The sequence below is a fragment of the Paenibacillus sp. JT31N11 genome (assembly GCF_056269285.1).
Genome location: NZ_JBWDNQ010000003.1, coordinates 606,489 through 631,420 on the forward strand (window position 1 = coordinate 606,489; position 24,932 = coordinate 631,420).

Here is a 24,932-nt window from a genome sequence, read left to right on the forward strand (position 1 = left end):
TCAAGACATCGTTTGGGGCGGTTCTTGAGACGTCTGATCATATTCTCCCTTGGGCAAATGAATCCACCTGTGAAAATATCCCTGATCGTATAAGGCCTTGATTAAAATCATTAATATCGGCGACAGGATCACGCCCGCTATGCCGAACAGAGAGAGTGAAATGATCATGAACGCGAGCATGGTAAAAGCGGAAACACCAAGCGTATCCCCGGTGATTTTCGGCTCAAGGATCTGTCTCGTCAGCACAACTACAAGAAATAATACCGTAAGCCATATGGCCAAAGTCGTTTGGCCAACGATGAACAAATAGATGATCCAGGGAATGAAGACCGTTCCCACGCCGAGAAGAGGGAGAACATCAAACACGGCGGAAAGCAAAGAGATAGAAAACGCATTGTCCACGCCAAGCAGCAGGAGACAAACGAATATTACGCAAAAGGTGATGGAAATCAGCTTGCCCTGCGCCTTGAGATAACCGCTTATTCCGGCAAATACATTATTGCGCAGAAAATAATAGGCGGTTTTGAACGTTCGGGGTGTTTTCTCGCTGGCCATTTTTTTCCAATCGGCAATTTCGAGGCTGAGAAAATAAGCCAGAATGATGCCGATGGCAAAATTTAAAATGAAGGTGGAGACGGATTTCAGATAACCGCCCAGGGAAAGCAGAAAAGTAGTGGCGATTTTTTGGCCCCAGTTTGTGATGTAGCCTACAACCTCGGTTGCTTTATCGGTTAAGCCAGGCGGAAGCGCCTGCATTTTGTCTGCAAAAAATGCCGAATTTTTCTGGAATTGATCCGTGAATAATTGCTGATAATAAGGAAGCTTTTCAGCAAGTCCGGTAATTTGGGATGTCATAATGAATCCTGCCCCTACAAATGCTCCAAGAATAATAAGCGTGAAAATAAGCACGGATATAGCGGCTGCTATTGATCTTCGAATACCGATTCTGGTCATCCATCTGGTTGGCGGTTCAATAAACATGAAGATAACGAAGCAGAGGAATATCGGAGTCGCAATGCGGTACACATAACTGAAGGCCAGCATGATCAGGTACACGGTGAGCACGATCAGCGCAATATCAAAAGCGGTGCGCCAATATTTTTGGTAGAAGGAAATCATTTTTTTACTCCTTTACACATATGATGCTTGAATATCCCTCATGATTGTACACTAATTTTCTAGAGTTTCCCAATATTTCTTTCAATTAGTCACAAGGAAAAAACAAAGGCTTAACATCAAACCATAGCCGTTTTCGTCAGCATTATGTTACAATGAAACGAGGGAACATTAGTGCTCCGTCTACCAGTATTAGCAGGGATATAAACTAGGGTGGTGGGGATAGAGATATGGAAAACTTCCTGCTATGGGGCTTTTATATTTTGACGTTTTATGCTTTTCTTCCGGGGATTATAAGCCGAACCTTCGGCTTTCGAGTGTTTAAGAAGGGACTTGCCAGTCATGAAATTGCTCTTACATTCGATGATGGACCGGATCCAAAATATACCCCTTTACTGCTTGACTTGTTAAAGCGTTACAATGCAAAAGCCACATTTTTTGTTGTCGGCATTCATGCGGAGAAGCATCCAGAACTGCTCAAACGCATGCATGATGAAGGTCACATTATCGGGATTCATAATTATGTTCATAAGTCCAACTGGTTCATGCGTCCAAGAACGGTTACAAGACAAATTCACCGCACGTCGGAGCTGATCAAACAGGCAACGGGAGCTCCTTCCGCGTATTATCGGCCTCCCTGGGGAATCGTGAATTTATTTGATTTCTCCAATATGGGACATTTGCAGATTATATTATGGTCATCCCTGTTCGGCGATTGGCGCAAAAGAGTTGGTGTCAGACGCTTGAAGAAGCGGCTGATGAAAAAACTCCGCCCTGGCGAGATCATCTTGCTGCATGACTGCGGCGCGACATTCGGCGCGGATCTTGAGGCTCCGGCCAATATGCTGGATGCTTTGGAGACTTATCTCGAAGAGGGCGTGAACCGGGGCTATAGGTTCGTGGCCATTAACGAAATGATCGCCATTACGGACCGGCACAAAACAAGCCGCCGCGCTCTTGGATGGCTGAAGCGTTCTTCCATTGCCTGCTGGATGGGCTGGGAGAAAATTTTTCATTTCATTTTCCGGGTAAAATCCGGCGGGGAGGATTCCATCTTTCATATCCGGGTTGTTCCTTACCGCGGAGAGCCGCTTATGCTTTCAGACGGTCAGGTCATCAAGGATAAGGATGAGGTTATCGAGCTGCATTTTGACAACAACAAGCTGTTCCAATTGATGACGGAAGCCCGCTCCATGATGCATGTTGCCATTCGTCTTATCCGTGAAGTGGAGAAAGGAATGCCCAAGCTTGCCGCTCAAATTGCGGGACGACAGGAATTCGAGCATGTTCAGGGCTTGTATGGAATCAGCATGATTAACCGGGGCGCTGAGCAGTTCGGGTTTAGCGTGCTGGATCTGCCCAAGGGCTTATTCGATAAAATGACACGGATTTACTTAAAGCTTCTTCTGAGGGTGCTGCATCCTTCAGGGAAACGCAGAATTAAAGAGCAAGGCAGCAAGCTGACACCACGAATTATTGCCATGTCGATGGAGGAGTTCTGGCATCGATACGGCAAGGGGAATGACTTTACTTCCAAGTGGACTGCTGCAGCCGACTTCGATGACAAGCTGCAAACGCCGGGTCGGCCGGCAGTATCGCATGCCGTCTACGACAATGGAAATGCCGCCAGGGAATATACTCCTTGACGGCATTTCTTTTTGTTTTTGCTGCCAAGAGAGTCATGTATGCAAAAAAACGCTTTGCTTCTGGCATTTAAATGCCGGAGGCAAAGCGTTATTTCAATAGCGAGGAAAGCTTTGGAGCTTTCCTGTGCGCAAGCTACATTTTCATGACGCCGCCGGTGCTGGCATTGGTTACAAGGTAGGAATACCGGGCCAGGTAACCTTTTTTGATTTTTTGCTCGAAGCCTTTCCAGTTGGCTTTGCGCTGCTCGAACTCTTCATCGCTGATAAGCAGATTCATCGTACGGTTGTTCATATCCAGCTCAATGAGATCACCGTCGTTGACGAAAGCAATCGGGCCGCCTTCGGCAGCTTCCGGTGACACATGGCCGATACTGATGCCGCGCGAGGCGCCGGAGAAGCGTCCGTCCGTTACGAGACCTACTTTGGCGCCAAGTCCCATACCGACGATTTGTGAGGTTGGAGCCAGCATCTCAGGCATGCCCGGTCCGCCTTTAGGACCTTCATAACGGATTACGACTACATGGCCTTCCTTGACCTTGCCGCCCGCAATGCCTGCAAGTGCTTCGTCCTGGGAATCAAAGCAGATGGCCGGTCCCTTCAGATAACCCCCAACCGATTTGTCGACTGCGCCTACTTTGATAATCGCGCCGCCTGGCGCAAGATTGCCGAACAGAACGGCCAGTCCGCCGCGTTCGCTATGGGGGTTGTCCAGGGTGCGGATGACATCCTTGTCGAGAATCTCGGCTCCGGCTACATTCTCGCGAAGGGTTTTGCCGGTAACGGTGATAACGTCGCCAGTAAGGGCGCCTTCTTTCTTGAACAGTTCGTTGATAATGGCGCTCACGCCGCCGGCATTATGCACATCTTCGATATGGTAATCGGAAGCGGGAGCAACCTTGGCCAGATGGGGAACCCGGCTTGCCACTTCGTTGATACGTTCGATTGGATATTCGATTCCGGCTTCATGTGCGATAGCCAGAGTATGGAGAACGGTATTGGTGGATCCACCCATCGCCATATCCAGCGCAAAAGCGTTATCGATGGATTCGATGGTTACGATATCGCGCGGCTTGATATCAAGCTCGATAAGATTCATCAACTGACGGGCAGCTTGCTTGACGAATTCTTTACGTTCAGGGGAGACAGCCAGAATCGTTCCGTTGCCTGGAAGAGCAAGTCCCAGACCCTCGGCCAGACAGTTCATGGAATTGGCTGTGAACATGCCTGAACAGGATCCGCAGGTTGGACAGCCGTATTGCTCAAGCTCCTGCAGAGCGGCATCGTCGATTTTACCCGCTTGGTGCGCGCCTACGCCTTCAAATACGCTGGAGAGTGAAATCGAACGGCCGTCCGCCGTTTTACCGGCTTTCATCGGTCCGCCGCTGACGAGCATAGTCGGGATATTGACGCGCAGGGCGCCCATGATCATGCCTGGCGTGATTTTGTCGCAGTTGGGAATACAGACCATGCCGTCGAACCAGTGGGCATTAACGACCGTTTCTACGGAATCGGCGATAATCTCGCGGCTTGCCAATGAATAGCGCATACCGATATGGCCCATAGCGATGCCGTCGTCGACGCCGATCGTGTTGAACTCAAACGGCACTCCGCCTGCTTCGCGGATCGCTTCTTTTACCAGCTTGCCGAATTCCTGAAGATGCATATGACCTGGAATAATATCAATATACGAGTTGCATACTGCAATAAACGGTTTGTTGAAATCTTCTTCCTTAACCCCGGCAGCGCGCAGCAAGCTGCGGTGAGGAGCGCGGTCGAACCCCTTTTTGATCATATCTGAACGCATTTTCTGTGTCGCCATGCATGTCCCTCCAATGTGTAAGTAAGTGCCGTTTTAGCGGCTGTTTCAGCCAGCAAAAGCTTCTTCCGTAAAGGCCAATTTGCGCAAGATCAATGCCTTTAAGTTTATCACAATGCAAGCGCTATGACTAGTATTGGCAAGGCTTCAGCAAAAAGAGGGAAGCTATGAAAGCTGTGCAATTTTGAGAGAGGAACATGGGAGTCAAGCATTAGTTAATGTCATTAAATCTAACATCGAATGTTTACTTGATGCCATTCGGCCGTTATAATGTAAGAAAGCTTAACTGCTTGTTGATGGATTGAGGAAGAGATACTACATTTATGAGGTGAACCCATGCAGTTGACAGAACGCGAGAAGGAAAAATTGCTCATCACTATCGCTGCTGATTTGGCGCGCAGACGTCTCGGGAGAGGGGTTAAGCTGAATTATCCGGAGAGCGTGGCGCTCATCACTTCCGAGATCATGGAAGGCGCCCGCGACGGGCTGACTGTGGCTCAGCTGATGGAACAAGGCACCCGCATCCTATCTCACGAGCAAGTCATGAGCGGCGTGGCTGAAATGATTCATGAGGTGCAGGTGGAAGCTACCTTTCCTGACGGCACGAAGCTTGTGACGATTCACCATCCCATTGCCCATCCATGAACTCATTCCCTTTACTGACAGAGGTTGATTTTTAACAAAAGCAATATTTGTAATCGTATATGAACATGAGTTGTTTGCCCGGCAAACCTCAAGCTAGGGAAGGTGATGTCATGATACCTGGAGAATACCGTACTCTGCCTGGCGAAATTGAATTGAATGCAGGCAGGGCAAGAGCGGAGCTTATAGTTGTAAATACAGGCGACAGACCGGTGCAGGTCGGATCGCATTTTCATTTTTTTGAGGTGAACCGCGGGCTGGAGTTCGACCGCGAGGCGGCGTTTGGCATGCGGCTTGATATTCCGGCAGGAACGGCTGTCCGATTCGAGCCTGGCGAGGAAAAGCCGGTGCACCTGGTGGAGCTCGGCGGGCTGAAACGCTCGTTTGGCTTGAATGGTCTGACGCACGGACCTGCTGTTCGGGGAGATATGCCGGACGAGGTTCGGGCAAGGCTGGCCGCATGGAAGGGAGAGCCGTCATGACCCAGATGGATCGCAGAAGCTATGCGCAAATGTTCGGACCTACCACCGGCGATGCCGTACGGCTTGCAGACACGGAGCTGTGGGCGCAGATTGAACAGGATTATACGGTCTATGGAGATGAATGCAAATTCGGCGGAGGCAAGGTCATTCGTGACGGAATGGGACAATCCAGCGGCGCGCTCCGCGATGATGGCGTATTGGATACCCTGATCACCAATGCGGTCATCATCGATCACTGGGGCATCGTAAAAGGCGATATCGGCATTCGCGACGGTCTGATTGTCGGGATAGGCAAAGCGGGCAATCCGGATATTATGGACGGTGTGATGCCGAACATGGTCGTCGGCGCCAGCACGGAAGTGATCGCCGGCGAAGGCAAAATTGTTACGGCGGGCGGGATTGACTCGCATATCCATTTTATTTGCCCGCAGCAGATTGAGACGGCGCTTTCCTCCGGCGTGACGACGATGATCGGGGGCGGTACGGGGCCGGCTACGGGGACGAATGCCACCACCTGTACGCCGGGTGCCTGGCATATGCGGCGCATGCTGGAAGCGGCAGAAGCGTTTCCCATGAATCTGGGATTTACCGGGAAGGGAAATGCATCCTTCACCGGTCCGCTGATCGAGCAGATTGAAGCGGGTGCGATCGGGCTTAAGCTGCATGAGGATTGGGGAACGACTCCGGCGGCGATTGATACCTGTCTTGCGGCTGCCGAGCAGTATGATATCCAGGTGGCCATTCATACGGATACGCTCAATGAAGCCGGGTTTCTGGAGGATACGCTTGGAGCGTTCAAAGGAAGGACGATCCATACCTATCATACGGAGGGCGCCGGAGGCGGCCATGCACCGGATATTATCCGCGCTGCGGGAGAGCTGAATGTGCTTCCGTCCTCGACGAATCCAACCCGTCCTTTTACAATCAACACCATTGAAGAGCATTTGGACATGCTTATGGTATGTCATCACCTGGACAGCAGCATCCCCGAGGATGTGGCCTTCGCCGATTCGCGGATTCGTCCGGAGACGATCGCCGCGGAGGATATTTTGCATGATATGGGCGTCTTCAGCATGATCAGCTCCGATTCCCAGGCCATGGGGCGGGTAGGCGAGGTTATCATCCGGACATGGCAGACAGCGGATAAAATGAAGCGGCAGCGCGGACCGCTTGCCCCGGATACGACAGCCGAGGCGGACAACTTCCGCATCAAACGGTATATTGCCAAGTATACGATCAATCCGGCGATCACACATGGCGTCTCGCATTTGGTCGGCTCCATCGAACCGGGAAAGTTCGCCGATCTGGTGGTCTGGAGTCCCATGTTCTTCGGCGTTAAGCCGGATATGGTGCTCAAGGGCGGAACGATTGCTTTTGCCCAGATGGGCGATCCCAATGCTTCCATTCCGACACCGCAGCCGGTATTCGGACGTATGATGTTTGGCGCGTTCGGCAAAGCCAATTCGAACAGCTCCATCACATTTGTTTCACAGGCCGCTTATGACCGCGGCATTGCCCGTGAGCTTGGCCTGTCCAAGCGGGTGGAACCCGTACGGGGCTGCCGCAGCGTGACGAAGAAAGACATGATCCATAACGATGCGACGCCTAAAATCGAGGTGGATCCCGAGACGTATGAGGTGAAGGTGGACGGTGTTCCCGCTACTTGCGAGCCTGCAGAGGTTCTGCCGATGGCGCAGCGCTATTTCTTATTTTGATGAGGTGAGGGCATGAATATTGAGGAAGCTCGGGGCGGGGGCGGTCCTGGGGTTCTGCCCTGGCTGGCGCTTCAGCAGCTGCTGGATTCGGCGCTGCCCATTGGCGGCTTCTCCCATTCGTTCGGTCTAGAAACCCTCGTTCAAGAGGGGCAGCTAATCACGAGCGCGCAGCTGGAGGCTTATGCGACCGCGATGCTGTATCAGAGCTGGTCCACGGCAGATGCTATGGTGATTAAGGCGGTTTACCGCTGCGCGCCTGTTGGCGACTGGGAGTCTCTATGGGCGGTCGAACATCTTGTACATGTGCAGCGGACTGCTCAGGAAACCCGCTCAGGCGTGCAAAAAATGGGACGCAGGCTGCTGCAGCTCACGACCCAGGTCTATCCGCAGCTTGATTGGTCGCCGCTTGCTGAAGGCCTGCGCGGGGGCCGCTGTCTCGCTACGCACCCGCTTGTTTTCGGCTATGCCTGCAGCAAGCTTGGGATACCTCTGGAGCAGTCCGTACAGGGCTATCTGTATGCCTGTGTAGTGACCTGCATCAACAGCGCGCTCCGGCTGATGTCCATCGGACAGACGGAAGGGCAGAAGCTTATCGCGCGCCTTGCGCCGCATACCGCCCGTGCCTGGTCTGTCGTAGCGGGAATGGAGCCGGAGGACGCCTACACCAATATGCCGATGGCTGAAATTGCCATGATCAGGCATGAGACGCTCTATTCCCGATTGTTCATGTCTTAACAGGGTAAGCTCAAGGAACGCTTAGTTAAACAGGATTTACTAATCATTTTGGGAGGTATGTGTAATGTGTCAAACACAAGGTCAGGGTCATCATCATCATGGATGGGAACAGCCGGCGATCGATCGTTCCCGTCCCATACGGATCGGTATCGGCGGGCCGGTAGGGTCGGGAAAGACAGCGCTTGTAGAGCGGATGGCAGGAGCGCTTAAAGATAAATACAGCGTTGCCGTTATAACCAACGATATCTATACAAAAGAGGACGCCCGCATTCTGGCGGCTACCGGCGTACTGCCAGAAGAGCGCATTATCGGCGTGGAGACAGGGGGCTGCCCGCATACGGCCATTCGCGAAGACGCTTCGATGAATTTCGAAGCCGTGGATGAGCTGACCAGCCGGTTCGAAGGGCTTGATCTGATCTTTATCGAGAGCGGCGGCGATAATCTGGCAGCTGCCTTCAGTCCGGAGCTTGTCGATCGTTTTATTTATATTATTGATGTGGCTCAAGGCGAGAAAATCCCGCGTAAAGGCGGTCCCGGCATCATGCGGTCCGATTTGCTCGTGGTCAACAAGATTGACCTTGCTCCGTATGTTGGCGCCAGTCTGCAGGTTATGGAAGACGACACAAAACGAATGAGGGGAGACCGCCCTTATGTGTTCTCCAATCTGTTCGGAAGCGTTGGCGTGGAACAAATTGTCGGTTGGCTTGAGCATGAGCTCGCTCATGCCCAAGGCGTGGATCATGATCATCTGCATGCAGATCAGCCGCAGGCACACAATCATAATGAAACTCATGGCCATAATCCTAATGCAGCTCAAGACCATAATCACGATCATAACCATGACCATGATCATAACCATAACCATAACCATCATACCCGCGATCATGGGCATGTGAAAGCTTCAGAACCGGCGGCTGAGCATAAGCATGAACCGGGCACCGTACACACCCATAATCACGTTTAATCATACGCAGGCAGCGAGGGTATCCCATCTGCGAGCCGCCTTCGAGCGCCGGGGTGGTCAAACGCAGGTGGAGTCGAAATACCACACCGCTCCTGTGAAAATTGCGAAGACCTTCCCTATGGGAGGACCTGTGGGGGTTATGGTTATGGACGTCTCGCCGGGTCTCTTGGCCTGCGACCGGTATGAATTTGACTGGACGGCCCATGAAGATGCTCACGTTTATTTGACTAATCAATCCTTCACCAAGGTGCATCCATGCCCGGACCTTGCCAGCGGCTCCTCCATGAGGCAGACCTTTGCGCTTTCGCCCGGGGCTATCTTGGAAAATATGCCGGAGCCGGTCATGCTGTATCGGGATGCCGCTTTCTCAAGTGAAACAGTGGTCAATCTTTCGCAGGCTTCAGTCTGGATGCAAGCTGAGGTATTTTGCCCCGGCAGGACGCTCAGAGGCGAGACATTCGCTTACCGTATTTACCGCAACCGATTGAAGGTCAGCTATGAGGGTGAGCTTATTTTCGCCCAGCATCAATTGATCGATCCGGCATCGGATATGCTGAGCGCTCCGGGCTGCTTCGGCGGTTTGACGCATACAGGTGCATTTTATGCCTTCTCCGATCAAATCACGGCCAAGCACATTGAGGCAGTCCGCGATGCCGTATCAGGTCTGAGTGTCAGAGAACAGCACCCGGTCATTGCCGGTGTAACGGAAACACATAAGTATGGTTTTGCCGTGATGGCGGCGAGCACGGCAGCATGGCCGCTTCAGGAAGCGTTGGCAGCTGCCTGGGAGGCGACTCGCGCTGCTCTCCTGGGGATTGGGCCGCTGCGGCTTCACAACTAAAGGATGACGGATGATCCACTGCGGATTATCTGTCATCCTTTTATTTGTGGTATAGTAAGAAAGGGTATCTCTTTTAGATATAAATACTTTACAACTAAAATATATTGTTCTAAAATAATAGGAGAATGAATAAAGGATGTGGGCCATCATGAAGGAGCAGCGTCAAAAGGATTTTCTTTCGTTAGAGAATGCGTTTATTCAAATGAAGCGGCGCATGGATTCAGAATGGACCAAGACGAGCAATTTCGGCTTAAATGCGATGCAGGCCCGTATCCTCATCAGACTTGATGAAGATGGTTCCCAGAAGGCTTCGGCGCTTGCCGAGCAGCTGCTGATTACGGCGGGTGCGATTACGGGCATCGCCGATAAGCTCATCGATATGGAATATCTGGAGAGAGTACGCGATCTGGAGGACCGCCGCGTCGTTTATCTCGTGATAACGGATAAAGGAAAGGATGTCGTTCAGAAGCTGAAGGACAAGCGCGCGGAAATTTCGGAAATGATGTTCACAGGTCTGTCGCAGGATGATGTGCGTGAGCTGACCCGCCTGTTTAATCAGGTTATTGCCAATATGGATAAGGCGAGAGAGCGGGAATAACAATATTTGTGCAATCTGAAGCCTTGAATGAGGATCGTATACAGACCGTTATTGCCTTTGGCGATAGCGGCTGTTTTATTTTTGCCTGGTGAAGTGGAGAATAGAAGGGAATGCCTGGACTTTTGGCGGAAATATGGCATACTCGTTAGTAAGTCTGATTTTGATATGAGCTGGAGGGAACCTTGGATTATGAAATTTTCATTATGTATTGGAGCGTACCCGGGAAAAGATCTTATTTATCATTTGGAGAAAGTAAGCGAGCATGGATTTGCCGGCCTGGAGTATTATGCCTGGTGGAACATCGAAGATTTGAAAGCGGTTGCGAAAGTGCAGCAACGGATCGGCTCCGGCATAACGGCGACCTGTACAAAATCATTTAATCTGGTCGATGACCGCAAGCGGGATGTTTACATCGAGGATCTGAAGCAGACCATTGAAGCCTGTCATACGCTGGGGACCAAATCCATCATTACGCAAACCGGCCAGGTCATAGACGGCCTGCCGCGTGAATATCAGCGTAAAGCAATGGTTGAGACGTTGAAACGGTGTGCGCCGCTTTGTGAACAGGCTGGAATTGTACTCGAGGTGGAGCCGCTGAACGGGATTGTGAACCATCAGGGGCATTTTGTCCAATATTCATACGAGGCTGCGGATATTATCGATCAAGTGGACAGTCCATATGTCAAGCTTGTGTTCGATGTGTATCATCAGCAGATTACCGAAGGTCACGTTATTGCCAACGCGACTCGCTACAAGGATCGTATCAATCACTATCATATTGCCGACAATCCGGGACGCAATCAGCCGGGCACGGGCGAATTGAACTACCTGAATATTCTGCAGGCCATTCACAATACCGGCTATGATGGCATCGTGGGGCTGGAATGCGGTTATACGATCGATACGGATGAGGCGCTGCTGCAGTTCAAACGGGAGATTGCCACAAGACTCGAATAGGGATTGAAAAAAGCCTTGATGACATCAGGAGATTGCTCTCTTGACCATCAAGGCTTTTCTTATGCGGAAGGACTGTGTCGAGTGATGGAGTTTATATGTCCTGCCCGATTACATCGCCATTGGCTTGCGGGCGGCAAGCAGATTCTTGATCTGGTGCTGTCTCCACTTGGATACCGGAACCTGCTTGTCATCGCTGCCGCATCCTTGGAATTGAATAATTCCATCGGTGAGTGACATGATTTTCCCGGAATTGACGTAGCAGTTCGCGTTGACCTTCACGAATCGTCCGTCAGCGATATAAGCGTTTAGTTGATCAGCAGACATGCTTTTTTTTATGTTATAATTTCTGCCGTGGAAGCTAACGAGACCCAGACGGCCGACGTTGAAATAAAGAATATCTGTCTCCACCTCAAAGTTCTCATACACATTACGCTCGCTCAATGCCACATTCATCATGTAACGCGCCCCCTTAATAAGATGAATTTGTTAGCGCTTTCATGATATCATAAATTTACACGTAAGGGAACGGTTTTTTGTGAGAAATGAAGAAAATTTTTGGAGGAAATGCAAAAATTCCGGACAATCTATTTACATTTGATTTGAAATCAGATTCATGCTTAAAGTCGGAACCCTTTTCTTTTTCAGGTTTATCATGTACATTTTAGGTAGACAAGTTATCGTTTCTTTGCTGATGAAATAAGGGGGATTTAAGCGTGAATATTAAGATTATAAGTGCCAGCATGACCCATGACGCCGAAGAAGGATATAAAGGGAATGTGATCTTCGAGGTTGAGGGTCATAAATATCCGTATGAGGTGACTCTTCTCACCAAAAAAGGGAAAATGTGGGATTACAGCTTGAGCTTCAGCTCGGAATCGGGATCTGAAGAAGAGATCTTTGCGGTTGAGCAGGCGATTGAGGAAGACGATGAGATCTTCGATCGTATCGTGGAAGCGGCTGAGGACAGCTTGCCGCAATCGGAAGAATAAGGTAAGGCTAAGCATGGCAGATTAAGGGACCAGTATTGGCTCCTAAAAGGAAGATGAAGAGAGCAGAGCCGCCTTGATGGCGGACTGCTCTTTTTTGCGGTTGCATATGGCTCGAAGGATGGCGACGGCCGTTCCTGTGTGAACATGTAGAAATTATATAGTCTCACAGCTGTTTTCTGTACATTGTGAGGTGAGAAGCGACATTGCCGCCTGAGGATGGCGAGATCCGGTTTTTCGAAAGATCCTTATGATGATACGCAAGGGTAATTTGCGGCTGCTTGTACAAAATGAGGGTAACCGTTGTTAGATATGCGCCTTGTGGAAAATGGCTGCTGTGCAATCCTTCTCTAATCCTGCGGCAGCAGCAGACTTGTCAGCTCATCAAGGGTCAAGGCGCCGAAATAACGGCTGAGCTCGACCGATGCAAGTGCCTGGCGGATGGCCGCTTCATCGTAAGGAATGCCTGTTAGCAGCTGCTCAACCTCAGCAACATCATAGGCACCGAAAAAATCACCAAATATCTTGATGCCTTTTATCCGGCCCCCCTCCACGTCTAGGCGGGCATCGATGATGCCTGAGGCGAATTTGCGGATATTCTGAATGTTGGATTTGGGCGAACGGCCGTAATTCCAATCCCAGCTGCGGTAACGCTCGTCCGCCAGCCGCTGGGCGGCCGACCAATCCTCGTCGCTGAAGCGGTATTCTGGTACATCCTCAGGCTCACAATGAAACAGCTCCCGCAGCAGGGCGGAGCGGAATTGCCCGGTAGTCATAGGCTGCTCTAGAAATTCAGAGATATTGGCCACCCGGCCGCGGACCGATTTGGTCCCTTTGGACTCGATTTTAATCGATTTGACCCGCAGGGCTGATGCTACATTTTCCATCGCAGAATTGAAAAGCAGGGTGCCATGGGTGAATAGTCGGCCCTTCGAGGCAAATTGGGCATTTCCGGATATTTTACGTTCTCCCACCTGAATATCGTTGCGTCCGGTAAGCGCAGCCTCCACACCAAGTTTATGCAGCGCATCGATTACGGGCTGGGTGAACTTGGCGAAATTATGAAAGGAGCTGCCATCATCTTTGGTGATGAAGCTGAAGTTCAGATTGCCAAGGTCATGATAAACGGCTCCGCCTCCGGAAAGCCTTCGTACGACATGAATTCCTTGTTCATTGACATAATCCGCATTGATTTCCTCTACAGTATTCTGGTTCTTACCTATAATAATGGACGGCTCATTGATATAAAAAAGCAAATAGCTGTCGTCCATGGGCAGATTGCGAAGTGAATATTCCTCCAGCGCGAGATTGAACGCAGGATCCGTTATGCCCCGATTGTCCAGAAAAAGCATCATGATGGGACCTCCTATAGGTGAATGGTAATTGGTTGTTCTTCCATTAGAGCAAGGAAGAGGGGGAAAGTCAAACTCATGTGGACATGATCTTATTTAAGCAGAATACTTATATTGAATATCCCTCCTTAATCAATTGAAGATTCTGAAGGAAATGATAGGGTTTGTGAGAAGAGTTCGTTATAATTAAGAAAATACTGAACCCTGCAGAGGAGATATAATATGAGTGATTCCATGGTTAAAATCAAGCATGCCGCCAGACAAATGGGCTTCGCAAACGGGGAAGGGTTATTTCCCGACCCCATTCTTATTGAAGCCGGTGGCATTACGCAGGCGGCTCCTTATATTGTTGATAACGGATACAGAAATATTGTCATAGTGGCAGATGACCATACATACCGGATAGCAGGACAGCAGCTAGCAGACAATTTGCAGCAGCTTGGTTTAACGGCGGCCGTCACATTGATCAAGCCCGACAGGCAGGGAGATGTGATTGCCGATGAAGCATCCATCATCCAGCTGATTCTCGACATTCAGCGCACTGCTGCTGATTTGGTGCTGGCTGCCGGCAGCGGGACGCTGCATGATATAGCCAGATACGCCGCATATACGACGAAGCTGCCGTTCGTATCCGTCCCGACGGCTCCGTCTGTAGACGGCTTTACCTCCAAAGGCGCGCCGATCATCATCCGCGGCGAAAAAATAACGATCCCGGCAATCGGGCCTGTGGCGATTTTTGCCGATCTGGATATTTTGCGCGCAGCGCCGGGGAAGATGGTTGCTGCGGGATTCGGAGATATGCTGGGCAAATACACCTCGCTGTTCGACTGGAAAGTGGGCAAAATTACAGCAGACGAGCCTTATTCGACGCTTGTTGCCGACATCACGGAAGAGGCGCTCGAAGCCTGTGTCCGGCATGCCGGAGAGATCGGGAACCGGACAGAGAAAGGAATTCGCGTTCTGATTGAGGCGCTCATCGATTCGGGATTGGCGATGCTGTTGTTCGGGCAGTCGCATCCCGCTTCGGGAGCGGAGCATCATCTGTCCCACTATTGGGAAATGGAGTATATCCAAACCGGTAAGAGGCAGCTTCTCCACGGCGCGAAGGTGGGAGTAGCCTGCGCTGAAATTACGGCATTGTATCATGATTTCGCTGCCGAACAGCAAGCGCAGGCGGTGACAGGATGGAACGAGATCAGCCCCGAGCTTGCGAAGCTCCCGGATGAGGCTGAAATTCGCCACCTGCTGCAGACGGTCGGAGGACCTTCCACAATCGCTGAGCTTGGTCTCGATCCGCAGCTGCTGGAGCGAAGCAAGCGGGAAGCATATCGCGTCCGCTTGAACCGGCACACGCTTCTGCGTGCGATCAGCGAAATTCCGCAAGGTTGACAATAGGGAAAGTAGGCTAGAGCTTCATTATAATGCGGGCAGCACCAAACGGTGCTCCCGCAATGGCAAGCTCGCGCAATGGCAAGCTCGCGTTTGCACTATGGCACTGGGACAATGGCTGCTGCAGCAAATGGTGGGAACACAGCACGCCAGATTCCTCCCCCGGTTGCGGTTTTTAGCAGGATAATTACGCCATTGCATACCAAAAAAAGCCTCCTAGTGCACTTTGAAAGTGCGCTGGAGGCTTTTCGCTCTAATGGTAAATGTGATGGGAATAGTTCAGCATAAGCAGCAGGCTGCTCCCGCAATGACTAATTATCTGCTGCGTTTTTTGCTGTGTTTTTTTACGGATTTGCGTTTGCTGGATACTCTGCACATGATATCTTTTTCGCTATAAGTGTACATATGCTGAGGTACAGGCACACAGTGATGCTGGTTAATGACTTCGATCTGGTGAATAACAGGCTGTACCTGCGGATGGTAGTAGTCGTTCACAATATATTGCGGTGGATCAAAGATCGCAGGCAGTGGAGGACAGCATTGGTCTTCACATGGATTACCATGATTAGTAGACATGGTTCAAACTCCCTTCATGGTTAGGATTGGTTTTCTGTATATTCTATGTTCGAGTACAACCAGATGATTGTACACTTGCCTCATAGACAGCTGTCTGCGGTACAGATAACTGGGAGAACACAACATCTCTTCGATCTGCAGTTATCAATAAATTCAAATATTTTGTTGTAAGACATCACATTAAAGACGGATTTGATTCTTGTTTGGAGATAATTGTGAATATATTAATAACAAACAAAATGCAGACAATAAAAAAATATATATCCGGGCTGCGCCAGAGCAGCGCTGAATAAATAAGCGGCTTTGCAACTGGCCATAAATAATAATAACAGCCATTTCGGACTCATGCGGAGCCCGGAATGGCTGTTTATTATTGATAGATCCGTAAGGACGGCCTCAGCCGGTTCTTCTTAAAATAGAAAAAAGTATACAATTCCTCCATACTTTGCTTATATTTCTGATAGAATAAACTTGCTGTACTTCCAAATAATAGCGAATCCGTTTCTTCTTAACCGCAAATGTTCAAAACAGCAATCGATAAGAAATGACTCTGGATTTTTTATGTTAAGGTTAAATTGTGTCACCGTCTTTCGTACCGTACGCTGGCAGCTGGCGCGCGATGCGAAAAAATGCGGGGCCTATCTCCTGTACAAAACCGGGAATGGATCGCCGGCGAACAAATCGCCGTCCTGGCCGCCAAGGAGCGCCACATTCATATGATTGTCGCCTCTGGTGCCTGCCTTGTAACGCGTATCGCCTGTCATCAGATGGACTGCCAATGATCTGCGCGGCTTGTCGGTCGTATTGGGACCGCTGCCGTGGATCGTCAGCGCATGGTGGAAGCTGACCTGCCCGGCCTTCATGATCAGCGGAACGGTGCGGAATTGCTCCCCCTCCGGCAGATTGATCTGCTCCTGCTGCTTCTTCATGTCCTGCTCGAAGAAGTCATTGACATTGACCAATCCCCACCGGTTGCTGCGGGGAACGACCTGCATGCAGCCGTTGGACAGATCCACATCGTCAAAGGCTACCCAGGCGGTAATGAGCGACGGCTCAGCCGCTGCGCGCCAATAGGAGTAGTCCTGATGCCATCCGACATTGGCGGAAGGCCGCTGTCCATCCCGGGGACGGCCCGGCTTGTAGAGCAGCTGATCATGCCACAGCGCAATGGCGTCCGCTTTCATCAGAAGCGCGGCTATATGGCCGATAATCGGGTCGGCTGCAAGACCGCGGAGTATAGGGTCAGCCCAGTGGGAATTGTCGGTTTTCCGGAGGACGTTGCCATCCTCTGGCTTCCAGTAGCCATGGTGCGGTGCGCGTCCGGTTTCGAAGATGCCGTTGTGGACCAGCTCCATATGCGCCCGAAGCTCCTCCAGTCTGTCATCATCAATGATTTTAGGCGATATCCAATAACCGTTCTCTTCAAAAAAGCGTTGGTCCTCGGCCTGCGGCAAAATAAGGGTATCGTTCATGAATGCTGTCTCCTTTACGAAGCGGATTGGCTTGCTCAGGTACAGTTTAACTGCTTTGCCGGGTCGGGTCTTTACGGGATATCTCCTTCTATTTAACGTTTTTCGTCATTTCATTTCATGTACTTTTCCTGGGCTGTTTGGCCGCCTGCTGCCGATAGGCCAAGGGGGAAATGCCTGTAAGGCGCTTGAAGAAAAGGCTGAAGTGATGAATTCCGCCAAATTCCAGCCGCTCGGCGATGGCCGTCACGGAATCATTGGATTCCCCCAGCCAATATTTGGCGCGGTCCAGACAGAGCGAGCGGATGTAATGCCCCAGCGGAACTCCCATGCATCGCTTGAATTCCCGTTCAAGATGGGTTCTGCTCAAGTGGACCCTACTGGCCAGCTCGCGGACATCGTGATGGAACCGGACGTATTCATGCAGATGGGCAAGCACGCCTTTAACCGCAGGCGTGACGGTTCTGGGATGATGACCGCCGGAGCCGTCTCCTTGATAAGCGCGAATGACGGAGACGAGCATTTGCAGAAAATAACCCTGTACGATCACATTGGCATGCAGCTGCTGTCCGTTGATTTCATCAAAAATATGATCGCATATCCGTTTCACGGCACCGGAAGTGTCCTTGACCACCCGTTTTACACCCAGCTCGATATAATCGAGCTCCAGCGAGCGGAGACCGTCGATCTGGAAGCCGAGATAATAAAGCCTGTAGGGCATGCGGCCGCTCGCCGCTCCCTGATGGCGTTCTCCGGGCTTGGTCAGAAACAAATCACCTGCTTCCACCTCATACAGGAACTGGTCAATGGCGAACCAGCCTTCGCCCTCGTCTACATAACAGAGCTCGAAATGATCATGCTCATGCTTCTCGACATCCCAGGACTGGCGGGAGACTATTCCAATATAGGTCAGACTTTCGAAAAGCGAACGGAAAGGCAGTTCCTCCCGAACCTCATCCTGCTCCAATATCGTTCATCCTTTCTCCGGAAAGAGGGCCAAGCTTGATCGATCGTTAAAAATCCGACTTATCGTATAACTGAAGTATAGCCGATCATTCACCGTCTGGCACTATAGCGAAGCCCATGAAAAAAGGTTGACATCTTCATCGATGCACGGTTAAATTAAATAGACCGTTCGCTATAATTCTGGAGGTTAGCCGATGACAAGCAAACAAAACTCGCGTGCGGGCATTTTGGAGACGGCGTCCAAGCTGTTTTTTACACAAGGCTATCATGCAACGGGTTTAAATCAAATCATTAAGGAGAGTGAATGTCCCAAGGGCTCATTGTATTATTATTTTCCTGCCGGCAAGGAAGAGCTTGCCCTGCAGTGCATTGCTTCGGTAAAGGAGTTTGTCGTCCAAAAATGGAGAGATTATTTTGCGGCAAATGAGGGGCCGGCAGAGGCCATCCAGGCCTTTGTCCTGGAAATAGCCGATGAAGCGGAAGCGACGAATTTCGAAGAATTTATGCCATTCAGCTTCTGGGTATCGGTGGAAACCTCCTCCATAAGCGATAAACTGAGGGCTGCCTGCCAGGATGCATTAACACAGTGGCAGTCGGTTATTGCAGAGCATCTGGCACAGTCCGGCATCGAGCGGGGCAGCGCGGCGGAGACGGCAACGGTGATCGTTTCTCTGGTTGAAGGAGCATTAATACTGGCACAGACGAATAAGGATAAAACGCCGCTCCTTACAGCCTCCAGGTACATCCCGTTTATCGTTCACAAATGCGCGCAGCGGACTTCGGAATGATTTTGCTGCAGACCTTGGAGTCAGCTATGGCATCAAAGCAACAAACAATAAAAACATAGAGATAGATATGAATGGGAGAATGAGAAAACATGGAAGCAAGCATGCTGACAGGTTCAACAAAGATCGACCCCGGTCAAACGTTTAAAGTTATCCCGATTATGGTTTCCCTGCTGCTCAGCGGATTTATCGGTTTGTTCAGCGAAACGGCGCTTAATGTCGCCCTCAGCGATTTGATGCAGGTGCTCAATATTACGCCGGCAACCGTCCAATGGCTGACGACAGGCTATTTGCTCACATTGGGAATTCTCGTTCCCGTTTCAGGCCTGCTTCTGCAGTGGTTCACCACAAGGCAGCTGTTTGTGGCATCGCTTCTGTTCTCCATTCTGGGGACGCTGGTTGCGGCGCTTTCAGGCTCTTTTGAAATACTGATGGTTGCAAGGGTTCTGCAGGCGATTGGAACAGGTTTATTGCTTCCCTTGATGTTTAATACGATCCTTATTATTTTCCCTGTTGAGAAAAGGGGAGCGGCTATGGGTATTATCGGCCTTGTAATTATGTTTGCTCCTGCGATCGGCCCGACATTTGCCGGACTGCTGATCGAGAACCTGAGCTGGCACTGGATTTTCTGGCTGTCGCTTCCGTTTCTGCTGATCGCGCTTGCCTTCGGTATTTTGTATATGCAGAATGTGTCGACGATCACCAAGCCCAGATTTGATATTACATCGATCCTGTTCTCGACGCTTGGCTTCGGCGGTATCGTGTTCGGCTTCAGCAGCGCGGGTGAAGGTGAAGGAGGCTGGGGCAGCACCAAGGTCATCGTTGCGATGGCGATCGGAATTGTGGCGCTGCTTCTGTTTGCGCTTCGTCAATTCTCGATGAAGCAGCCGATGATCAACCTCCGTGCGTTCAAATATCCGATGTTTGTTGTCGGGGTATTAATGGTATTTATCTGCATGATGGTGATTTTGTCCTCCATGCTGATCCTTCCGATGTATTTGCAGACAGGAATGTCCATGTCCGCTTTAACGGCCGGCTTGATCCTGCTGCCGGGAGGAATTATTAACGGTGCATTGTCGCCGGTCATGGGGCATTTGTTCGACAAATACGGCCCGAGATGGCTGGTCATTCCCGGACTTATTATCCTCGCAGTTGTGCTCTGGTTCTTCGCGGGGATTACAGCGGCATCCACGACGGCGCTGATCATCGTGCTGCATTCCTGTCTGATGATCGGCGTCGCGATGGTATTCATGCCTGCCCAGACCAACGGTCTCAATCAGCTGCCCCGCGAGTTCTATCCGGATGGAACGGCGATCATGAACACCCTGCAGCAGGTTGCCGGTGCAATCGGCACGGCGCTGGCGGTCAGCATCATGACGGCGGGCCAAAAGAAATTCATGGAGTCGGCGGCGGATCCCTCTGAACCGGCTGCAGCTCTGGGAGCGTTGACTGCCGGCATACAAAATGCCTTTATATTCGCCATGGTTGTGGCGATTATCGGACTTGTCATTGCATTATTTATCAGACGTGTAAATATACAAAAGGAAAGCCAAACGGTGAATGTGAAGAAAGAGACACGCAGCGCATAAGCCAAGGCGTGTTAATTTTATTTCCCGGGAATTAATTATTCTCATTTATGCGGTTCGCTTACGGGCGAGCCGTATTTTTTAATCCATCAGAAAGTATAAAATTCCACCTTACTTTGCTTATATCTCTGCTGGGAAGAAACTACCCGCGCCGCCAAAAGGACGGCGACAGCCGTTTCTTCTTGTTGGATCAAGCTTTATACAACAGGCAAGCTCTTTCAGGAAACCAGCTTCAAACCGACAGTCGAACCTATAATCATGGCGATAAAGAGCAGCCGGCGCCATTCTTTGGTTTCGCCGTACTTGAACATGCCAAGCAGAGTGGCGCATACGGTGCCGAGTCCTGTCCAGACGGCATAAGCCGTACCCATCGGCAGAGTTTTCATCGCAAAGGACATCAGATACAGACTGCAGCCGAATAACAAAAACAGATAAAGAGCTGCGTCCCACTTTTTCATTGTGAGGCGTTTGATATTGATCACACCGAAGATTTCCAGAAAGCCGGCCAAAATAATTGCAGCCCAAGCCATTATGCAGCCTCCCTCTTCGGATTGTCGCCGGTGACGAATTTCAGACCGATGACTCCGGCCAACAGGATCGCGACGAGAATGATTTTTGATAGTTTAAAAGGTTCATGGAACAGCAGGATCTCCACGATTACCGATCCGCCTGTCCCAAGGCCGGTGAAGACAGCATAGACCGTCCCTACCGGCAGCTTGCTGCTGGATACAATAATGGCGGCAAAGCTGATCACGATGATCGCGCCGGTACCGATCCATTCCAGAGGAGAATCGGAATATTTGAGGCCTGAGACCCATACCACCTCAAGCAGGCCGGCGAAAATCACATAGATCCAATACCGATTCATGATGTCAAATCCCTTCCGGTTTGGGAAGTTACTCCCCGCCAATAAATGAGCCACGCTGCCTGCACACGCTTGCCGTAACGCTCGGGCCCGCCATATATCAATTCGATGATCGCTCCGTCCACAAGCGTTATATAAGCAACCGCGGCTTCTTCATAGTCCGTGCACAGGAATGTTCCGGCTTGATGGGACTGCCTCAAGTAGGAAATCAATTTGCGCTGCATGCCGTCAATGAACGGATTGGCGATATCCGCAATCTCTTGATACAGCTTGTCCGGAGGAAAATATACCATGCGCAGCAAGCACTTGGCGGCGTCATCCTGCTCGTACTCCTGCAGGATCCATCCAAACAATCCATTCAAAATGTCTTCCACAGGCTCACCGCTCCGTGCCTGGAAATATTCCAGTATCCGGCGCTGCACGGTATGAAAAACATCCCGCACAACATGCAGGAACAAGTCGTCCTTACCTTTATAGTGCGCATAAATAGACGGCTTCCTGATGCCAACCTCCTCGGCAATCTGGCTCAGTGAGGCCCCCTCATAGCCGCTCCGGGCAAAATGGGAGAGCGCAGCCTTCTGAATATTGAGCTTGCTCATAATTCACCTTCCTAACGGTCGTTAGGTAATATTCTCATAACTCTTTTTTGTTGTCAACAGCCGCCTTCTTTACAACGAAAGCGCTTTAATGATAATCTTTTGTACAGAACGAAAGTACATTCGACAAGAAATGCCTCCATTCTACTAATCTTGTGGTAACTGGAATTCGATGTTATGATTTCTAACATAAGGTTTTGATCAGGTTAATAAAGGGCACTATTACAAATTCATCGTTCAACCATGAACATAGGAGGGAGAGTCATGAGGCGATTTCCTATTCGTGGAAGCTTGTCGCGCCATCGATTATTTGTCCGCTTGCTGATTCCTTATTTATTATTCATGCTGCTGGCATTGCTGCTGGGGCTTGTTCTGTACAATAAAACCTATGATGCGATGAAGAAGGAAGTGACGCGAAACAATCTGGAGCTGCTGGATCAGGTGAAAGACACCATGGACCGCCGTTTGTCGGAGATCAACACGATCGCCATGCAGGTGCTCAGCGATCCTCAGGTGAAAGGGTTCCAGCGCGTGACCGATCCTTTCAGCGGCACCACCACCTATAAGGTGCTGGAGACGCAGAAGAGATTATATAGCTACAATGTATCCAATAATTTTGTGTTGGATTATTTTCTGTTATTCAAAAACAGCAATCTGGCCTTGTCCTCCAAAACCAGCTATGAGCTGTCCCGATTTTACCGCAGCACCTTGACCTATGCGGATAAGAATTATGATTCCTGGCGCAGCGAGATGTTCGGCAATTTTCATGCGCAGACTTTTCTGCCCGCGGAAGAGGTCACCTATCAGGGGAGATCCTATTCCATGCTGACTTATGTGCAAAGTCTGGGCTACCCTGGACATATTCAGGGCGCATTGGAGATTCTGGTGGATAACCGCGAGGTGCAGTCTCTGCTTAGCGGTCTTAATTTGTCCGACGGCGGGTGGGCATCCATCGTCAATAATGAAGGTCAGGTTATCAGCTTCGTCTCCGCCGACGGGAAAAAGCCCAAGACGGATACCATCGACTATAAGCTGTCCAAGGGCATAATCAATGCATCCGGCAAAACGGACGATATGCTGATCACCTATACGAATTCAACCTACAATGACTGGTCCTATGTTGTCGCGCAGCCGCCTCATGTCGTGCTGCAGAAGGTACTGTATATCAAAAATATCACCTTCGCCATCGTCTTTGCTTTCCTGTTTGCCGGCCTGCTCCTGGCTTATCTGTTTGCGTACCGCAGCAGCAGACCGCTGCATGGGATCATCAAGACGATTACCGACCGGTTCAGCGCAGAGAACAGCCGCCCCGGCGATATGTACGGCTTTATCCAGCATTCCGTCTCCCGGCTGATCGACAATAATCTGGAGCTGCAGGGGGAAATCGAGAAGCAGGCTCCTTTATTATGGGAGACGTTCTTTGAACGCCTGCTCAAGGGCGAGTTTCTGACCATGAATGAAATCAATTCGCTGCTGCGGCATCAGCGGATGGAGATCAGCGGCCAAGGCTATGCCATTGGGGTCGTTCATTTCCCCGGGATGGAAACCGACTTGAATGCAGATCTCCTGCACAAGCTGGATGTCAGCAGGGTTATCATCAAGGAAATCCTCAGAAACCGGCTGGGCAAATACGGGTATTTGCATGATGTGGCGGAGGACAAGATTGCGGTGCTGTTCGTGAATCCCGTGGAGGAGGGGGAATCGTTCAAATCCGTCATCGAGGGCATTATGCTGCTTGTTCAAGAAGATGTCCGCGCGCAGCTGCCGGTTACGCCGGCAGTTGCAGTGGGCAGCTTCTGCGACTCTCTGATGGATATGTCAAGCTCCTATGAGGAAGCCAGGCAATCGCTTTACTATACCAATTGGGAACAAGCGGAAGGGCTTGTCTGGTATGATGAGCTGCCAAATGAAAGCAGCAGCTTCTATTTCCCGAGCGAGGTTGAGACCCGTCTTATCAATTATGTGAAGGCCGGCGAGATGACGGAGGTGGACAAGCTCCTTTCCATGCTGAACCGGGAAAACTTTCAGGACAGGCATCTGTCGTTCGCCATGCAGCAGCTGTTTCTGTGCGAAGTTCTCGGCAGTCTGGTGAAGGTGCAGGACCAACTGATGCTCCATAATCAGGGGGATGTGAAGATGCTGTTCCAGCAGCTGTATGCCTCGGATAAGCCAGCTCTGGTCTACCCGCTGGTGATGGACAGATTCACGGGCATCTGCCAGGAGATTGACCGGAAGAAGAAAAGCCGCAACGTGCGTCTGATCGACTCCATTATCGAGCTGCTTGGCCAGCGGTACAGCGAGCCCAACCTCAACCTGGACAGCGTGGCGGATCAGATGAACACCTCCAAGGTGTATTTATCTCAATTTTTCAAAGAGCAGACCGGTACGAATTTCTCGGAGTACCTGGAGGGACTGCGGATGGAGCAGGCCAAGGGTCTGCTGACACAAACCAGTCTGGCAATCGGGGAAATCGCCCTTCAGGTCGGCTATCATTCATCCAATACGTTCAGCCGGGCGTTCAAGCGCGGGACCGGCGTCAGTGCGACGACGTATCGGGATACGGAGCTGTCAGCCAAGACATCGGTATCGTAGCCTTTCATTCCATAGAACCCCCGGGAATTATTAAGCTTCGGCTTACTTTCCGGGGGTTTTGTCTTTTTTAAGAATCTCAAGGGATAGGTTTCACCTCAGTCCTCTGCCGGTATCCCAGTGGAAAGCAGCTGATTTGCCTCAAGAGGTTCGTTCTCCAAGCAGCAAATGTCAACGGAATCAAGGAAAATTCGGCCTTTTCTTAACAAATGCACATGGGAATAACAATTGCACGCTGCTTTTCTTAACAGATGCATAGGG

At 50.6% G+C, this 24,932-nt stretch carries 22 protein-coding genes and 1 pseudogene; 14 read left to right on the forward strand and 9 right to left on the reverse strand.

The features are described from left to right. Entirely contained in the window at positions 1-1,119 is a 1,119-nt protein-coding gene (gene ytvI / locus AC0YNV_RS15360; protein ID WP_475768821.1) for a sporulation integral membrane protein YtvI, read from the reverse strand. A gap of 227 nt (positions 1,120-1,346) precedes the next feature. Between ytvI and AC0YNV_RS15365 the strand changes: the two genes are divergently transcribed. After that, positions 1,347-2,762, forward strand: a complete 1,416-nt coding sequence (locus AC0YNV_RS15365; protein ID WP_475768822.1) for a polysaccharide deacetylase family protein — start codon at positions 1,347-1,349, stop codon at positions 2,760-2,762. 133 nt (positions 2,763-2,895) lie between these two features. Here the strand turns inward: AC0YNV_RS15365 and ilvD are convergent, their stop codons facing one another. Beyond that, complete coding sequence (gene ilvD / locus AC0YNV_RS15370) at positions 2,896-4,581, reverse strand: dihydroxy-acid dehydratase (RefSeq protein WP_475768823.1); 1,686 nt, start codon at positions 4,579-4,581, stop codon at positions 2,896-2,898. 333 nt (positions 4,582-4,914) lie between these two features. Here ilvD and AC0YNV_RS15375 point away from each other — a divergent pair, with 333 nt between their 5' ends. The 8 genes and pseudogenes from AC0YNV_RS15375 to AC0YNV_RS15410 all read left to right on the forward strand — a co-directional run bounded on the left by AC0YNV_RS15375 (position 4,915) and on the right by AC0YNV_RS15410 (position 11,512). Then, complete coding sequence (locus tag AC0YNV_RS15375; RefSeq protein WP_210038055.1) at positions 4,915-5,223, forward strand: urease subunit gamma; 309 nt, start codon at positions 4,915-4,917, stop codon at positions 5,221-5,223. A gap of 110 nt (positions 5,224-5,333) precedes the next feature. Further along, on the forward strand, positions 5,334-5,702 hold the full coding sequence (locus AC0YNV_RS15380) for an urease subunit beta (RefSeq protein WP_210038054.1): 369 nt from the start codon (positions 5,334-5,336) through the stop codon (positions 5,700-5,702). Then, complete coding sequence (ureC, locus tag AC0YNV_RS15385) at positions 5,699-7,417, forward strand: urease subunit alpha (protein ID WP_475768824.1); 1,719 nt, start codon at positions 5,699-5,701, stop codon at positions 7,415-7,417. Before AC0YNV_RS15380 ends, ureC begins: the two co-directional genes overlap by 4 nt. A gap of 12 nt (positions 7,418-7,429) precedes the next feature. Further along, a complete protein-coding gene (locus tag AC0YNV_RS15390) occupies positions 7,430-8,152 on the forward strand; it encodes an urease accessory protein UreF (RefSeq protein WP_475768825.1) in 723 nt (240 codons plus the stop codon). A 64-nt stretch (positions 8,153-8,216) separates the two neighbouring features. Then, positions 8,217-8,879: pseudogene (ureG, locus tag AC0YNV_RS15395) on the forward strand (urease accessory protein UreG); the annotation flags it as partial. 304 nt (positions 8,880-9,183) lie between these two features. Continuing rightward, complete coding sequence (locus AC0YNV_RS15400) at positions 9,184-9,957, forward strand: urease accessory protein UreD (protein ID WP_475768826.1); 774 nt, start codon at positions 9,184-9,186, stop codon at positions 9,955-9,957. 136 nt (positions 9,958-10,093) lie between these two features. Continuing rightward, positions 10,094-10,555: a MarR family winged helix-turn-helix transcriptional regulator gene (locus tag AC0YNV_RS15405; protein ID WP_210038051.1), complete on the forward strand. Its 462-nt coding sequence runs from the start codon at positions 10,094-10,096 to the stop codon at positions 10,553-10,555. A gap of 189 nt (positions 10,556-10,744) precedes the next feature. Beyond that, entirely contained in the window at positions 10,745-11,512 is a 768-nt protein-coding gene (locus AC0YNV_RS15410) for a TIM barrel protein (RefSeq protein WP_475768827.1), read from the forward strand. 108 nt (positions 11,513-11,620) lie between these two features. On the opposite strand, the gene AC0YNV_RS15415 is transcribed toward AC0YNV_RS15410, so the two are convergent. Next, entirely contained in the window at positions 11,621-11,968 is a 348-nt protein-coding gene (locus tag AC0YNV_RS15415; RefSeq protein ID WP_210038049.1) for a LytTR family transcriptional regulator DNA-binding domain-containing protein, read from the reverse strand. 257 nt (positions 11,969-12,225) lie between these two features. Between AC0YNV_RS15415 and AC0YNV_RS15420 the strand changes: the two genes are divergently transcribed. Beyond that, positions 12,226-12,501 carry a hypothetical protein gene (locus AC0YNV_RS15420; RefSeq protein ID WP_210038048.1) on the forward strand — a complete coding sequence of 92 codons (276 nt, stop codon included), beginning with the start codon at positions 12,226-12,228 and terminating at the stop codon, positions 12,499-12,501. 347 nt (positions 12,502-12,848) lie between these two features. Here the strand turns inward: AC0YNV_RS15420 and AC0YNV_RS15425 are convergent, their stop codons facing one another. Continuing rightward, complete coding sequence (locus AC0YNV_RS15425; RefSeq protein ID WP_475768940.1) at positions 12,849-13,850, reverse strand: lipoate--protein ligase; 1,002 nt, start codon at positions 13,848-13,850, stop codon at positions 12,849-12,851. 222 nt (positions 13,851-14,072) lie between these two features. Between AC0YNV_RS15425 and AC0YNV_RS15430 the strand changes: the two genes are divergently transcribed. Further along, positions 14,073-15,239: a sn-glycerol-1-phosphate dehydrogenase gene (locus AC0YNV_RS15430; RefSeq protein WP_475768828.1), complete on the forward strand. Its 1,167-nt coding sequence runs from the start codon at positions 14,073-14,075 to the stop codon at positions 15,237-15,239. Between the two features lie 1,214 nt (positions 15,240-16,453). Here the strand turns inward: AC0YNV_RS15430 and AC0YNV_RS15435 are convergent. Both AC0YNV_RS15435 and AC0YNV_RS15440 read right to left on the reverse strand, forming a co-directional pair. Beyond that, positions 16,454-17,287, reverse strand: coding sequence for a phytanoyl-CoA dioxygenase family protein (locus AC0YNV_RS15435; protein ID WP_475768829.1), 834 nt, complete (start codon positions 17,285-17,287; stop codon positions 16,454-16,456). 115 nt (positions 17,288-17,402) lie between these two features. Continuing rightward, the gene (locus AC0YNV_RS15440; protein ID WP_475768830.1) at positions 17,403-18,251 is read right to left on the reverse strand and encodes an AraC family transcriptional regulator; all 849 of its coding nucleotides are present in this window, start codon (positions 18,249-18,251) and stop codon (positions 17,403-17,405) included. Between the two features lie 193 nt (positions 18,252-18,444). On the opposite strand from AC0YNV_RS15440, the gene AC0YNV_RS15445 reads away from it, so the two are divergent. Together AC0YNV_RS15445 and AC0YNV_RS15450 are read left to right on the forward strand one after the other, a co-directional pair. Beyond that, the gene (locus AC0YNV_RS15445) at positions 18,445-19,038 is read left to right on the forward strand and encodes a TetR/AcrR family transcriptional regulator (protein ID WP_475768831.1); all 594 of its coding nucleotides are present in this window, start codon (positions 18,445-18,447) and stop codon (positions 19,036-19,038) included. A gap of 101 nt (positions 19,039-19,139) precedes the next feature. Continuing rightward, a complete protein-coding gene (locus AC0YNV_RS15450) occupies positions 19,140-20,624 on the forward strand; it encodes a DHA2 family efflux MFS transporter permease subunit (protein WP_475768941.1) in 1,485 nt (494 codons plus the stop codon). Positions 20,625-20,839: 215 nt separating this feature from the next. Here the strand turns inward: AC0YNV_RS15450 and AC0YNV_RS15455 are convergent, their stop codons facing one another. The 3 genes from AC0YNV_RS15455 to AC0YNV_RS15465 are packed head-to-tail and all read right to left on the reverse strand — an operon-like array spanning position 20,840 to position 22,085. Continuing rightward, complete coding sequence (locus tag AC0YNV_RS15455; RefSeq protein WP_475768832.1) at positions 20,840-21,151, reverse strand: DMT family transporter; 312 nt, start codon at positions 21,149-21,151, stop codon at positions 20,840-20,842. Continuing rightward, positions 21,151-21,489 carry a DMT family transporter gene (locus AC0YNV_RS15460; RefSeq protein ID WP_475768833.1) on the reverse strand — a complete coding sequence of 113 codons (339 nt, stop codon included), beginning with the start codon at positions 21,487-21,489 and terminating at the stop codon, positions 21,151-21,153. The genes AC0YNV_RS15455 and AC0YNV_RS15460 overlap by 1 nt, the downstream gene beginning before the upstream one ends. Beyond that, on the reverse strand, positions 21,486-22,085 hold the full coding sequence (locus AC0YNV_RS15465; RefSeq protein ID WP_475768834.1) for a TetR/AcrR family transcriptional regulator: 600 nt from the start codon (positions 22,083-22,085) through the stop codon (positions 21,486-21,488). Before AC0YNV_RS15465 ends, AC0YNV_RS15460 begins: the two co-directional genes overlap by 4 nt. A gap of 261 nt (positions 22,086-22,346) precedes the next feature. Here AC0YNV_RS15465 and AC0YNV_RS15470 point away from each other — a divergent pair, with 261 nt between their 5' ends. Continuing rightward, positions 22,347-24,674, forward strand: a complete 2,328-nt coding sequence (locus AC0YNV_RS15470; protein ID WP_475768835.1) for a helix-turn-helix domain-containing protein — start codon at positions 22,347-22,349, stop codon at positions 24,672-24,674. Positions 24,675-24,932: the final 258 nt, after the last annotated feature.

What these genes read in the sequence shown, in the direction of transcription:
- AC0YNV_RS15415 (WP_210038049.1), bottom strand. Translation starts at nt 11,968, where the DNA reads ATGATGAATGTGGCATTGAGCGAGCGTAATGTGTATGAGAACTTTGAG.
- AC0YNV_RS15460 (WP_475768833.1), bottom strand. Translation starts at nt 21,489, where the DNA reads ATGAATCGGTATTGGATCTATGTGATTTTCGCCGGCCTGCTTGAGGTG.
- AC0YNV_RS15410 (WP_475768827.1), top strand. Translation starts at nt 10,745, where the DNA reads ATGAAATTTTCATTATGTATTGGAGCGTACCCGGGAAAAGATCTTATT.
- AC0YNV_RS15445 (WP_475768831.1), top strand. Translation starts at nt 18,445, where the DNA reads ATGACAAGCAAACAAAACTCGCGTGCGGGCATTTTGGAGACGGCGTCC.
- AC0YNV_RS15470 (WP_475768835.1), top strand. Translation starts at nt 22,347, where the DNA reads ATGAGGCGATTTCCTATTCGTGGAAGCTTGTCGCGCCATCGATTATTT.
- AC0YNV_RS15365 (WP_475768822.1), top strand. Translation starts at nt 1,347, where the DNA reads ATGGAAAACTTCCTGCTATGGGGCTTTTATATTTTGACGTTTTATGCT.
- AC0YNV_RS15425 (WP_475768940.1), bottom strand. Translation starts at nt 13,850, where the DNA reads ATGCTTTTTCTGGACAATCGGGGCATAACGGATCCTGCGTTCAATCTC.
- AC0YNV_RS15380 (WP_210038054.1), top strand. Translation starts at nt 5,334, where the DNA reads ATGATACCTGGAGAATACCGTACTCTGCCTGGCGAAATTGAATTGAAT.
- AC0YNV_RS15450 (WP_475768941.1), top strand. Translation starts at nt 19,140, where the DNA reads ATGCTGACAGGTTCAACAAAGATCGACCCCGGTCAAACGTTTAAAGTT.
- AC0YNV_RS15390 (WP_475768825.1), top strand. Translation starts at nt 7,430, where the DNA reads ATGAATATTGAGGAAGCTCGGGGCGGGGGCGGTCCTGGGGTTCTGCCC.
- ureC (WP_475768824.1), top strand. Translation starts at nt 5,699, where the DNA reads ATGACCCAGATGGATCGCAGAAGCTATGCGCAAATGTTCGGACCTACC.
- AC0YNV_RS15435 (WP_475768829.1), bottom strand. Translation starts at nt 17,287, where the DNA reads ATGAACGATACCCTTATTTTGCCGCAGGCCGAGGACCAACGCTTTTTT.
- AC0YNV_RS15405 (WP_210038051.1), top strand. Translation starts at nt 10,094, where the DNA reads ATGTGGGCCATCATGAAGGAGCAGCGTCAAAAGGATTTTCTTTCGTTA.
- AC0YNV_RS15430 (WP_475768828.1), top strand. Translation starts at nt 14,073, where the DNA reads ATGAGTGATTCCATGGTTAAAATCAAGCATGCCGCCAGACAAATGGGC.
- AC0YNV_RS15375 (WP_210038055.1), top strand. Translation starts at nt 4,915, where the DNA reads ATGCAGTTGACAGAACGCGAGAAGGAAAAATTGCTCATCACTATCGCT.
- ytvI (WP_475768821.1), bottom strand. Translation starts at nt 1,119, where the DNA reads ATGATTTCCTTCTACCAAAAATATTGGCGCACCGCTTTTGATATTGCG.
- AC0YNV_RS15455 (WP_475768832.1), bottom strand. Translation starts at nt 21,151, where the DNA reads ATGGCTTGGGCTGCAATTATTTTGGCCGGCTTTCTGGAAATCTTCGGT.
- ilvD (WP_475768823.1), bottom strand. Translation starts at nt 4,581, where the DNA reads ATGGCGACACAGAAAATGCGTTCAGATATGATCAAAAAGGGGTTCGAC.
- AC0YNV_RS15465 (WP_475768834.1), bottom strand. Translation starts at nt 22,085, where the DNA reads ATGAGCAAGCTCAATATTCAGAAGGCTGCGCTCTCCCATTTTGCCCGG.